A 12,370-nucleotide genomic window follows, 5' to 3' on the forward strand; every position below is an offset into this window, starting at 1 on the left:
AGGTAATATTTGTACATAGGTAAGAATATGTTTCTAGATCGGGGGAGGGGGGCTAGTGTTTAGTGTTTAAAAAATATATTACTCTAATTATTTCATGCACTATTTTACTGGTCATATTTGGATGTAATAATGTTGTTGAGCAAAAGGCTGATGCTGTAAATAAAGTAGAGAATAAAGAAGACCGATGGGAACAGAGTTCTCTTTTTAAATCAGGAGTTTACACAATGATTGGAGAAGAAGGACGCTTGGGCTTTATATATGATGATAGAGAAGTGGATAGATTTTATCCAAATAAAACACAAAAGTACATGTGGCATTTTTGGGGAGATGAAACAGAACTTGATGGAAGGTTTAAAGTAATTGCTACCAACCAAGATGATGGAGAACAAGTTCTCTTGGCAGAAACTGTACAACTTACTGGTCCTATTAACGAAGCAGATAGATCCCAACACACTTATATGTCATTACCCAAAATAGGTATGTGGAAAATGGATGCATATATTGATGAAAAGTTTTTTGGAACAGTATATGTCGAAGCCTATAAAGAATAAAAAAGAATCTTCCACTTACAAGCTGCTGGTATAAAACAGCTTTTTTTTGTTGAACTAACGGTGTGCTTTACTTCAAGAAGGAGTAAGGCTTTTTCTTGTTGAACTATCGAAGCAGTTTAGTTGAAGAAGAAGGTTTTTTTGCGATTGTGTTGAATAAGTTAATATATGTAAATTATTGAACGAAAGAGGTGCTTTACTTCAAGTCTCGGGTGGCACCTACACAGCAGGTTAGTTGAAGAAAAAGGTTGTTATAAGGAGGGGTAGCTATCACTAAAATTAATAAGAGGTTTTTACCTTTATTTTTCTATTTTTCTCTGGCAGCAATACTTATACTTTTAACACTGAAAAGCAATTTCAATTTAACTGGTTATAATTACTACTTGGATGAAGAATCAATGATGTTAACGATTGAAGAGGGATTTGTAAAAAAAGAAGTGTACAATGTAGAAGATACTGTAATTCAAGCAATAAAAGTAATATTGCCAATTAATAAAGCGAATGAAATGTGGAGACTCACTATCTTTATACTTTGGTTTTTTATTTCAGTCTTTTTTGTATTACTTTTTAAACCTTTGAGACCTAGAAAAAACGTGAAATTGTATGTTGCTGTATTGTTTTTCTTCCTTACCACCTTTATTATTTGGAATATTTACGTTCATAAAGAAATTATTAGGGATATTTCAAATGCTCTAAATGGTTTTTAAATATTCAGAGACCTTTGTTTTAAAGTTCAAGGAGTTGTTCCTTGTTTTTGAACTAACAGGTGCTTTAGTAAAGATCATAGGTGCTTCGGCAGCTCTTTTTTCATATTGAACTAAAGCGGCAGTTTAATTCAATATGGAGAAAAAAACTTATTAGATAAAGAGTATTAACCACTACTATATTTGTTGAATAATGAGGGCAAACATGAATTCTTTAAAGGATAGAAATAAAGTAGATGCAGTAATATTGGATTTAGATGGTACATTATTAAATTCCGATAAGAAAGTAAGTAAGAGAAATTTAGATTCAATAATAGAAATTCATAAACTTGGAATACCAATTATTATTGCAACTGCAAGACCCCCAAGAACAGTAAAAGAATTAATTCCAAAGGAATTACAAGAAATTGCAATTATTGTTTTTTATAACGGTGCATTAATTATTAATAGCCCATTACAAATAAATGAACATTATTCTATCGATTCAACTATAAACAAGCAAATTATTGAATACTTAATATCCAATGAACCTGAACACCTATTTTCTATTGAGGTCAATGATACTTGGTATAGTTATGAAGAGATTGATTATCGTTCATTTATGAAGGTTTCTAATAATCCTGAAATTATTGATATTGTAGAAATGAAATTAAAAAGCCCAACGAAAATCCTTGTTACACACTTAAAGAATATTGATGATTTCACTAAAAAGTTCAGCGATAAAGTAAATGTTATTAATACGGACTCGAATCAACTTACACAAATAATGAGATTAGGTATTTCGAAAGAATCCGCAATAGCAGAACTTGCAGAAAAATTAAACATTTCATTAGAAAAAACAATGGTATTTGGTGATGACTTTAACGACTTAGGTTTATTTAAGCTATGTGGAATTCCAATAGCTATGGAAAATTCGATAGACGAATTAAAAGAAATTGCTAAAAATAATACAACTTCAAATGATGAAGATGGTGTAGCGAATATCTTGGAAAAGTTATTGAACTCCCATGAAAATTAAAATCTTCGATTTATAGAAAAAGGCAATACGAAATCGGACGCAGCTCAATAATTTTTTAAAAAAGTGCAGCGCCTAAATGAGAATTAAATTATGGGTTGGACTAGGAGGCATTTGGTTCAGTGATTGTAACGTTGTAACCTAAGTTTTCAAGTCTTCGAACAGAATATCGTACAATCGATTGTTCTTTTTGTTTGTCAAAGTAATCTTCCCCTAAGTCTAGGTACATTTCTTTGCGTGTTAGGAGATAATAGCTGATTCTTAAAATGGCATGAGCGACTGATATCCCTGCACGCTTTTTACCCTTTCTTGATGCAGTACGCCTATACAGGGCTCCCAAGTAGGTTTTGGATCCTCTAACAGAATGAGCTGCTTCAATTAATGCCGATTTCAAGTACTTGTTTCCTTTTTTCATGTTGGTTGATTTCCTCTTGCCCGCACTTTCATTATGCCCAGGTACTAATCCTGCCCAGGAACATAAGTGCGCCGAACTGGGAAATTGCTTCTCCACATCTGTACCGACTTCGGCTAAGATTTGTTCGGCCATTCGAGTGGCGATGCCAGGAATGGAATCCAATCGTTCTATATCTTCTTGATGGGAGGATAACCTAGTAGCAACCTCTTCGTTTAATAGCTCAATCTGCTCAGTTAGAAATTCTATATGGACCAGAATGGTTTTTAACATGAGACGTTGATGTGGATTGATATACCCTCGAAGAGCTAGCTCCAGTTCACTCTTTTTCTTCTTCATTGATCGGCGGGCAAAGCTAGCTAATTTCTCAGGATCATTTTCGCCATCGGCGATAGCACGGAGCATATCAAGAGACGAAACACCCATGATGTCGGAGACAACGGAACCGAGTTTGATATTCGCTCCTTCTAAAACCTTTTGAATCCGATTATGTTGTCTCGCACGCTCTTCAATAATACTTCGACGGTATCGAACTAACTCTCTTAATTCCCGCTGATTTCGGTCTGGAATAAAACTTGCTTTAAGTAGACCGTGACGAAGAAGTTTGGCAATCCATTCTGCATCTTTTACATCGGTCTTACGACCTGGTACTGCTTTCATATGTTGAGCGTTCACTACTAAAAACTCAATGCTCTCGGCTTCTAGCAAGTTAACAATAGGCTTCCAAAATACACCTGTACTTTCCATTGCTACGTGAGTACAATCATGCTCCTTAATCCAGTCAATTAACTGTAATAGAAATACAGTTTTAGTGGAAAACGTTTGAATCTCCTTTCCTTTTGGGGTAATAATACAAGCAGTAATGGAATCCTTATGGACATCCATTCCACAAGCACGTTCAATGATTACTTCCATTGTAATCATCCTTTCTACGGCAAATAGTATTGGAGGCTGGTGCAATAACCAGAGTAGGATTAATCTCCCATGAGTGCTTCCCGTAAGGGAGCGACAGTCTGTGATGCACCGTGGTCGTTGGAGTCAGACTAACGGATGGGCTCTATGGCACCATAGTTCATCGACCTTCCTCTCCCAGCCGTAGTATCCTATACCCAGGTTTTCACATTTTCATTCTCTGTGGTGTAGCGCTGATTTTGCGCTACATGGATGGCTAACGGGTGCTTTACTTCAAGAAGGGGTAAAGCATTTATTGTTTATTGAACTAAAGCAGCAGGTTAGTTGAAAATTCGATTTCCGAAATAATTATTTTTTTTATAAAATACTAGCAATAAACACACAAACCACATAATCAACTAATTGAGTGTTTTACTTCAAGAGTAAAGCCTTTAAAGCGTCAGTTTAGTTCACAATTAGGCCAGATTGTTAAATAAAAGTTTAGTATTATAAAGGTTTTAGTTGTCTTAAAATCGAATTAAATGGATAAAGGGAAATTAGGAGTTTTAGTGTATATAAATTGAAATATTTATTTTACCTATAAATATGAAGGTGTAGGGGATGTATATGATATTCGAATTAGATAAATCTGAATTTAGTAAGTGTAGAAAATTGTTAAATGAACAAGGGCAATTAGAAGCATTAGCAATTGTTGAAAATATAAATCCGGGGGGTATTTTTGTAGATGATATTAATAATCCTGTGTCTGGGCTTATTTGGTTAGGAAATAATGATGGATTTATATTTTTTGGAAGTGAGCAAAATGAAGTATTTAATAATGAATTAAACCATTTTATTAGCAATGTAATCGCATCAGAAGCAAAAAAGGTCCATTTAAAATGGTTTGAAGGAGTCGGCAATCACGAAAAATGGAATAACATTATTGAAAGAGTTTTTGAACATCGTAAATTAGAGAGTTGGAATCAAAGGGTTTATATCTTACATAAGGCTGATTATAAAGGTAATTACAAACCTGCAATCGAACAAGAATATAAGGTTATAAAAATCTGTAATACTTTCTTTGAAAATAAGAATAACTCAATAACAAACATTGAATTTTTACAATCAAAAATATTAGAGTTTTGGTCCTCACCTGAGAGTTTCTTTAATAGTGGATTGGGTTATTGTATTGTTTATAAAAATGAAATTGTTAGTGTTTGTTTTTCAGGTTTTGTCGTTGGAAAAGTACACTGCATTGATATTGAAACATTAGAGACCCATCAGGGAAAAAAATTAGCTCAAAGAGTAGCTCACAGTTTTGTTAAAGATTGTTTGGAGAATAATAAGGTTCCGTATTGGGATTGTATGGAGAAGAACACTCCCTCTGTTGCAGTTGCAGAAAATATTGGATTCAGCAATGTATTTAGCTATGTTGGCTATTATTTTCCGCTCGATTAATTATTCATTTATAGGTTGAAAAAATTTGATTTGATGATGTTCCTATCTGGCTTTATTGTTAAATAAGCTTTACTATTCTTATTCAACTCCCATGAAAATTAAAAAATGCTCAAAATATACAAAATTGCATAACAAAAGAGACTCAGAAATTGCTTTTTTAAAAAAAGGCTGAGCCTTCAGAATGCTTATATTGAGTTTTGTGTTAAAAGGTAAATCAATAATCACTCCATTCTTGTAAGAATAAAGGCAGGCTGGTGCAAAAACCAGAGTAGGATTAATCTCCCATGAGTGCTACTCATATAGAGTGCGACAGTCTGTGATGCACCGTGGTCGTTGGAGGGCTCTAAGGCACCATAGTTCATCGACCTTCTTCGCCAGCCATACTAATCTATACCCACTCTGCAACAATTTTCATCCTCTGTGGTGCAGCTTTTTGGGGCTGCATGGATGGCTAACGGGTGCTTTACTTCAAGAAGGGGTAAAGCCTTTTTCTTATTGAACTAAAGCGGCAGGTTAGTGTAATAACAAAGTTAAAATAAAAACAGAAAATAACGAACGGGGAGAAGGAGATTTGAATGAAAGATTGTATATTTTGTAATCTGGAATTAGAACCAACCCAAAAAGTCATTTTAAGCAACGAGTATTGTATGTTTTTGCAGTTAGAACAAGCACAAGAGAAAGGTATTCAACTTGAAGGTGCTGGGCTAATTGTACCTAAAAAACATAGGGAAACTGCATTTGACTTAACAATAGAAGAATGGATTGCAACCTATACACTTCTTAAAGATGTAAAAAATTACTTGGATGAAAGGTATAATCCCCAAGGATATAACCTCGGATGGAATTGTGGCGAGATTGGAGGACAACATATATTTCATTCTCATTTTCATGTATTACCAAGGTATGAAGATGAACCACTTGCAGGTAAAGGTATTAGATATATGTTTAAAAGTGCTGATAATAAAAGGAAAAATTATTAAGCTAACGGGTGCTTTACTTCAAGAAGGAGTAAAGCCTTTTTCTTCTTAAACTAAAGCGGCAGTTTAGTTCAATAAGAAAAAATGGGTTTTTGACATTTCAGGAGGAGAATTTTTTCAAAATTGGAACATCTATTCCTTTCAAACGTTTTAATGTATAGGGGAGTTTAGTGGAAGAAGGAATTCTTGCCTATTGCAGATGAAATATATGAAGACAAGGGGAATGAATTTTAATGATTAAAGAAATTCTAAGATTATATGAACAGAATGAATCTATTCATAATTTATATGTATCCATTTCAAACGAAGAAATATTTAGATCACAGAATAAGAAAATTTCACATTTAATAGATATTCGTTCAATGACAAAAAGCATAGTTTCACTTTTAATTGGGATTGCATTAAAAAAAGAATATATAGAGTCTCTTGAAACTCCGGTTAATCACTACCTACCTGGTGCTCCTAGTCATATATCTATAAGAGATTTACTTACAATGTGTTCGGGTTTCGATATTGATGATAAAGACTTATATGGACTGATTCGAAGTAGTAATGATTGGGTACGAGACATTCTAAGCTTTCCGTTAGCAGGAAGGGGTACATTTAGGTATAAATGAGTTGATTATCACCTCCTATCTGCAATTATTAGTAAGTCAACAGGATTAACACTGTCTAATTTTGCTCAGACAAATCTCTTTTCTCCATTAAAAATAGAAGATGTTGAATGGGAAAGTGACCCTCAGGGTGTCACCGTCGGGAGTACTGGTTTAAAGATCTCGTTTAAAAGTCTAATAAAAATAACTCAAATACTTGTAAATAATGGAATAGAAAATACTGATGAAATAATTCCTAAGGATTGGCTAAATGTGTCTACTACAAATGGCATCCCAACAAATTTAAGTTACGGTGATTATGGATTTGGATGGTGGATTAAAAATTATAAAGATAATGAAATTTATCGTGCTTTAGGTTCAGGCGGTCAACAAATTCTCATATATCCAGAAGAAAAAATTTCAATTATTGTAACTGCTAACCCAAAAACATTTAATCGCTTACAGAGTGAAACTTTATCTAATAAGATTCTTGACATAATTACTTAAAAATCATTCTTGAGAATACGAATCATGTAAATGATTTGTTGAAAAATCAATTCTTGTTTAACTGACAGGTACTTTTAGGTTGCTTAGGCAACTCTTTTTTCTTATTGAACTAAAGAAGGAAGCAGGTTAGTGGAACAGTGTTATTTAACTTTTGTGCAACAAACGGACCATTTTTTTGAGGATAAATTAGAAAGAAAATGAAGGTGGGATGAAATATGTTCGATGCTGGTTGGCTTAACATCGGCAGTTTGGTACTTGGATTAGTAGCTTGGATAATTCCTATTATTAATCTTGCAGTAGGTAAAAAACAGATGAATAAGAAATGGATTGCTCTTACCATTATCAGTTTCAGCGCTTGCGCTATCTCAATATGTTTACAAATTTTTTATAACCTTTACTTGGTAAACATTAAAGACTGGTCTGCTCTGTCGGAAATGCACGGTGTAGCTGTTGCTTCAACGGTACTTGTCATTGTTACCATTTTATTAAATGCACTTACGTTGTTTTTATATCGGCGTAGGAGCGCATTGTAAAACAAACTGGCGCCATTGTTTAAAAAGCGTCTCTGTTCTTATTCAACTAACGGTGTGCTTTACTTCAAGAAGGGGTAAAGCATTTATTGCTTATTGAACTAAAGCAGCAGTTTAGTTGAACAAGAAGTACAATAAATATAGTCAATTGTAAAAAAGAGCCGAGAAGGTGAGGTAATTGTGTTGAGAAGATATTTGAGTGTTATTTCATTGTTATTATTTTCTTTGTTCATTATTTTTGGTTTTATTACACCAATCGTAGTGAACGGAACCTCGGAAATTGGGGATATTGTGATTATTTTATTAATAATATCTTCATTTTTAACAGCATACTTTAGCCAAAAAGGGAAATGGAGAAATTTTGCTTTAATTATATCTTCGATTCCAGTGTTATTTCTAATAGGATTAATTTTACTTCCAATATTTTATGAGCAATAGTTTGGTAAATCCTTTGAAGAAGATTCTGAAGTCATTGTATTTGTAATTGAACTCCCATGAAAATTAGTTCTTCAAGAAATGAAAAATGACAATACTTAAGAGGACCCCTACTTAATCGTTAAAAAAAAGAGGAGAGCGCAAATAAGTCTATGGAATGCGGTTGACTGGATTAAGGTCAGTATCAGTGTTGCCACTTCCTAACCATTTTCATTCTCTGTGGTGCAGCATCATCATTTCGATGATCTATTTTTATGTCCAATATATTAAGTTGATCTCAGATATGCATTGTGAAATGTTACACTTAAACTAACGAAGCAGTTTAGTTCAATAAGAGGAGGAAACTTTTTATGTCGCATTTGAGAAGAAAATGTGACGCTAGGAGGTTTTAAATGGATACTTAAAAGGTATGGGAAAGTGTGGGAAAAAGTAATGTTCCTGAGACTAACAAAGTGCATAACTATGATAATTATTAATTGTCATAATAACGTATTTTGTAATAGGCAAATTGTAAAGGTTTAATGAAACAAAAGGTAGGTTCTGTTAAATAAAAAGATAGCCACAAATTGTGGCTATCATCTGTTTAATAAATTTAATTTTGCTTTAGAGGGAGTTTCATACATCAAGTGACCTATATTTAGATAGGCACTTTGTATCACATAATAGCCACCACCAACATCATAAAGCGGAGCATATCCCTGTATATTTTTAGTGCCATACACACGGTATTCTTCACCTGGATTTAATCGGCGCACGGGGTCAAAAATCTTTACAGGTCCTGAAGTACCACCTTCTACTTTGAATAAAGAAGTTGATTGCAAGATTGTTACTTTTCCAATCTGTCCAGGTTTCAATTCGGTTTTCCCCCACATTATTTTTTGTGCAGAAGCTTCAGGAGAAGAGACGCTAAAGGAAAAGAAGAATAAAGCAATTAATATAAAAGACAATAATTTTTTCATTAAATACCAATCCCTTCTAAAATCTATAATAATTTTACCACAATATAGGATTTGTTTTTTAGGAAATATTTAGAAATTAACATAGGTAGGAAGTGTTGAACAAAGAGGAAAACCTATTTGGTATAGGTAATTGCATTTATAATCATCATTGTGAAGGTTTTCACTTAAACTACCGGGTGCTTAGTTAAAGTTCATGGGTTGCTTAGGCAAATCTTTTTTCTTATTGAACTAACGCAGCAGGTTAGTTTAAGAGTAATAGTTAACAGATATTTTTTATTGAGACTTTATAATGTAGCTGGAAGGGACGGATATCTATTACAGAAAATATTATTGTAAAAGCGAAAAGGATATTATTGGGGTTACCAGGAGGTGCCGATGATTATAAAACTATAGAACATGGTGGAGAGTGGGCAGATGTGAATTATGATGACTATTATTTATATTTTACACATCCAAATGTAGAGTATCGAAAGTACTCGCTTCTCATTTTCATGTCTGCACTCGCCCATTGGCATTCAAAGGCAGCCAATGTTTTTGTACCAATTAAAATCAGAAAAAAAGACTATTATCCAGCAAAGGTATACAATTTCGAAGATTATGTAAGGTCGTTTTTGGACAACCAAGAAGCTATAAAACGAGAGTTTCCACTCTTTAACGAGATAATACTCATATATTTAATCGGATTGAGTGATAGAAATAATTTTGAAAATGTTTTCCGAGAATTTGATAAACAAATTTTAGTTGAACTGAGAGAAGTACTACACAAAAATAAAGAATTGAAAGATAAAACTTATAATACAAATGATATCGTAAGTATACTTGAGTATTAAGCCAAAATGAGACAGGAATAGAAAATTTACAGTAGAAGTTTATTTCACTAACGGGTGCTTCGTATTATAAGGTCAACCAGTAAATAAACTGTACCCTTTGTAAAGGACATTTTGAAAAAGGTTAGGCAACTTGTTGAAGCTGCTGTCTGTATTTTGCAGGCGGCAGCTTTTTTAAATTCCATTGGCCTCTATAATAATTGTAATATATCATATAACACTTCACTTCTTGTTTTACTTCTTCTAATGTTTCGCATTCTTTTATATTTGTTTCATCTTTAAAATGCCCAAAGAATGATTCTTGTGGAGCATTGTCCCAACAGTTTCCACGGCGTGACATTGACTGTCCAAGATTCATCTTTTTCACTAATTTTTGATAGGTCGGATTTGTGTAATGAAATCCCTGATCCGAATGAATAAAGGCATCATTTCGAATATGTGAATGACGACGTCTTAATTGGTGAAGTGTATCTAATGCGATGTCTAATGTAATTTTATCTGAGACTTCATACGCTAAAATTTCATTCGTCTCTGCGTCTTTAATCGTGGATAAATAAGCACGCTTTCCGCTTCTGTAGTTTAAATATGTGATATCCGTTAATAACACTTTTCCAGCCAACCCTTGTTTAAAGTTGCGCTGCAATTCGTTCGGGCATGTGCGATGTTCTTTTGTTGCTTTCGCCATGCGGCGATAGGGATTCGCTTTTCGAATTGGACAAACAATCTCAAATTTCTTCATAATGCGGCGAATACGTTTTAAGTTATATGTAATCTGGTACTGGTTTTGGAGTGTCATTTTAATTTGGCGTGCTCCTTTTTTGCGTCCTCGGAAATGATACGCCTTTAAAATGATGTTTTTCACCACCTCGTCCGAACCGCCTTTAATTGCACGTTTTTGAATGGATTTTTCATCAAAGTAATTGTAGAAACCTGATCGAGATACATCCATTACCTCGCAAAGATAACTTACCATACGCTTTAACTCATACTTTTTAATAATCTGGTTAATGAGTTCGAATTTTAATTCTGGCGCAATTTTTATTTCTTCTTCACCATCTGCCTTTCGAGTAAATCGAGCTTTTTTAGGAGTTCGTTCTCTGCCTCAAGTAATCGAGTCTTCGCTTCTAATCGTGCATACTTTTCCTCGAGACTTAGTTCTCGTTCAAGTGGGCGACCAGAACTATATTTCCGAGAATCTTCTAACCCAGTAATTCCTTGGTTTTGGTATGCTGTTTTCCATCGAGCTGCCGCTTTATGAATGCGTGTCATCCCTATCATTTCGATATCAAATCCTGCATCTTCAAAAATTTCACGCGGAAACTTCCCAAATTCATTTTCAGTAATAAATAATCGTTTAAATTCATCTGTGTACGTAATCGCTTTATTGCTTACAGCTTTTACATATGGATTCTTTTTTAGTTCTTTTTGTTGGTTAGGTGTTAAATAATTTTTAGTCATAATTTATCGCTCCGAATACTGTTTTTTTCATTATAAACAAAAAGACCCTATAAGATGACCTTTTTTAAAGTGTCTATCTTATAGGGTACAGTTTAAAAAACTGGTTAACCTTATAATACGAACGGGTGCTTTACTTCAAGAAGGAGTAAAGCCTTTTTTCTTATTGAACTAACGCAGCAGTTTAGTTCAATAAGGGGAACTTTATATTTTGAAATAATTGGAACTTCTATTGCTTTTATACGTAATAAAGTAAAAGAATAGGTTAGTTGACATATAATATTCTTAATAACAGCTATAAAACAAATGACACTCATTTTACTAATGATACTACTTTTAGAGTAGACATAAGAATGTAAGGAGAAATCTGCTATGAAATTAGATTCTAAATCTAATTTATTTTTTCGTATGATACTATATATATCTTATTTAGTTTTAATTTGGTTTCCAACTATTCCTTATTTAATTATTTTTCCAATATTATTTTCTATGCTAGATGATAATAATAATCATAAAAGATTAAAAACGTTAGCCATACTATTAATTGCATGCTGCGTCTTTTATTTTTATTTAAACAATTTAGATTTGGAACAACAAATTGCACTTTCAATAGTTGTTTTATTATTGGGTTTCTCAGATGTATTAAGAAAAGCATTCAAAAAAAATACTATTTAATCACCTCTCTGGAGGTGATTTTTTTATGTGTCCAAAAATTACTAGTTGTAAAAAAGAACTATTGTTCGTATACTAAACGATAGAAGGAGGGAACAGATGTGCGTATAAATTTAATGAAATGTATGGAACGTAATCAACTGATTGAATTAATGTATATGGATTCAAAGGGTAATATAAGCAAAAGACGAGTGAAAGTCCTCAAGTTTCAAGGAACTACTTTTCAGGCGCTATGTTTTAAGCGAAATGCTAAACGTACATTTATCATTGATAGTGTGCTCGCATACGTTCCCATCATCCATAAGGAGCGTGAAGTTGTATGAATCACGATTTTTATGAGGATGAGCCAATATTTGATTTGTCACGTTTACAAGACAGAGGAAGTAA

At 33.3% G+C, this 12,370-nt stretch carries 13 protein-coding genes and 1 pseudogene; 11 read left to right on the top strand and 3 right to left on the bottom strand.

The features are described 5' to 3' along the window. The first annotated feature begins 62 nt into the window (after positions 1-62). From MKY29_RS07660 to MKY29_RS07670, 3 genes are all read left to right on the top strand, one after another. Positions 63-551, top strand: a complete 489-nt coding sequence (locus MKY29_RS07660; protein WP_340879434.1) for a hypothetical protein — start codon at positions 63-65, stop codon at positions 549-551. 380 nt (positions 552-931) lie between these two features. After that, on the top strand, positions 932-1,255 hold the full coding sequence (locus tag MKY29_RS07665) for a hypothetical protein (RefSeq protein WP_340879435.1): 324 nt from the start codon (positions 932-934) through the stop codon (positions 1,253-1,255). Between the two features lie 202 nt (positions 1,256-1,457). Beyond that, positions 1,458-2,270, top strand: coding sequence for a Cof-type HAD-IIB family hydrolase (locus tag MKY29_RS07670; RefSeq protein ID WP_340879436.1), 813 nt, complete (start codon positions 1,458-1,460; stop codon positions 2,268-2,270). Between the two features lie 100 nt (positions 2,271-2,370). Here the strand turns inward: MKY29_RS07670 and MKY29_RS07675 are convergent, their stop codons facing one another. Further along, on the bottom strand, positions 2,371-3,594 hold the full coding sequence (locus tag MKY29_RS07675; protein ID WP_340878735.1) for an IS110 family transposase: 1,224 nt from the start codon (positions 3,592-3,594) through the stop codon (positions 2,371-2,373). 603 nt (positions 3,595-4,197) lie between these two features. Between MKY29_RS07675 and MKY29_RS07680 the strand changes: the two genes are divergently transcribed. The 5 genes and pseudogenes from MKY29_RS07680 to MKY29_RS07700 all read left to right on the top strand — a co-directional run bounded on the left by MKY29_RS07680 (position 4,198) and on the right by MKY29_RS07700 (position 8,073). Continuing rightward, complete coding sequence (locus MKY29_RS07680) at positions 4,198-5,028, top strand: GNAT family N-acetyltransferase (protein ID WP_340879437.1); 831 nt, start codon at positions 4,198-4,200, stop codon at positions 5,026-5,028. Positions 5,029-5,603: 575 nt separating this feature from the next. Then, entirely contained in the window at positions 5,604-6,008 is a 405-nt protein-coding gene (locus MKY29_RS07685) for an HIT family protein (protein WP_340879438.1), read from the top strand. A gap of 230 nt (positions 6,009-6,238) precedes the next feature. Continuing rightward, positions 6,239-7,105 (top strand): annotated as a pseudogene (locus MKY29_RS07690) (serine hydrolase domain-containing protein). Positions 7,106-7,320: 215 nt separating this feature from the next. Beyond that, complete coding sequence (locus MKY29_RS07695; RefSeq protein WP_340879439.1) at positions 7,321-7,638, top strand: hypothetical protein; 318 nt, start codon at positions 7,321-7,323, stop codon at positions 7,636-7,638. 177 nt (positions 7,639-7,815) lie between these two features. After that, positions 7,816-8,073, top strand: coding sequence for a histidine kinase (locus MKY29_RS07700; RefSeq protein WP_241600711.1), 258 nt, complete (start codon positions 7,816-7,818; stop codon positions 8,071-8,073). A gap of 572 nt (positions 8,074-8,645) precedes the next feature. On the opposite strand, the gene MKY29_RS07705 is transcribed toward MKY29_RS07700, so the two are convergent. Further along, entirely contained in the window at positions 8,646-9,029 is a 384-nt protein-coding gene (locus MKY29_RS07705) for a hypothetical protein (RefSeq protein ID WP_340879440.1), read from the bottom strand. Positions 9,030-9,382: 353 nt separating this feature from the next. On the opposite strand from MKY29_RS07705, the gene MKY29_RS07710 reads away from it, so the two are divergent. After that, complete coding sequence (locus MKY29_RS07710) at positions 9,383-9,859, top strand: hypothetical protein (protein WP_340879441.1); 477 nt, start codon at positions 9,383-9,385, stop codon at positions 9,857-9,859. 121 nt (positions 9,860-9,980) lie between these two features. Here MKY29_RS07710 and MKY29_RS07715 read toward each other — a convergent pair. Further along, positions 9,981-11,314, bottom strand: a protein-coding gene (locus MKY29_RS07715) for an IS3 family transposase (protein ID WP_340879442.1) whose coding sequence is annotated in 2 segments (ribosomal slippage) — positions 9,981-10,927 and positions 10,927-11,314 — 1,335 coding nt in all. Because the reading frame shifts where the segments join, the coding sequence is not laid out codon by codon here. Between the two features lie 369 nt (positions 11,315-11,683). Between MKY29_RS07715 and MKY29_RS07720 the strand changes: the two genes are divergently transcribed. Further along, positions 11,684-11,986: a hypothetical protein gene (locus tag MKY29_RS07720; RefSeq protein ID WP_340879443.1), complete on the top strand. Its 303-nt coding sequence runs from the start codon at positions 11,684-11,686 to the stop codon at positions 11,984-11,986. A gap of 98 nt (positions 11,987-12,084) precedes the next feature. After that, complete coding sequence (locus MKY29_RS07725) at positions 12,085-12,306, top strand: transcriptional regulator (RefSeq protein ID WP_340879444.1); 222 nt, start codon at positions 12,085-12,087, stop codon at positions 12,304-12,306. Positions 12,307-12,370 lie beyond the last annotated feature (64 nt).

Origin of the sequence: Psychrobacillus sp. FSL K6-2365 (assembly GCF_038003165.1) — a bacterium.
Classification (GTDB): Bacteria; Bacillota; Bacilli; order Bacillales_A; family Planococcaceae; genus Psychrobacillus; species Psychrobacillus psychrodurans.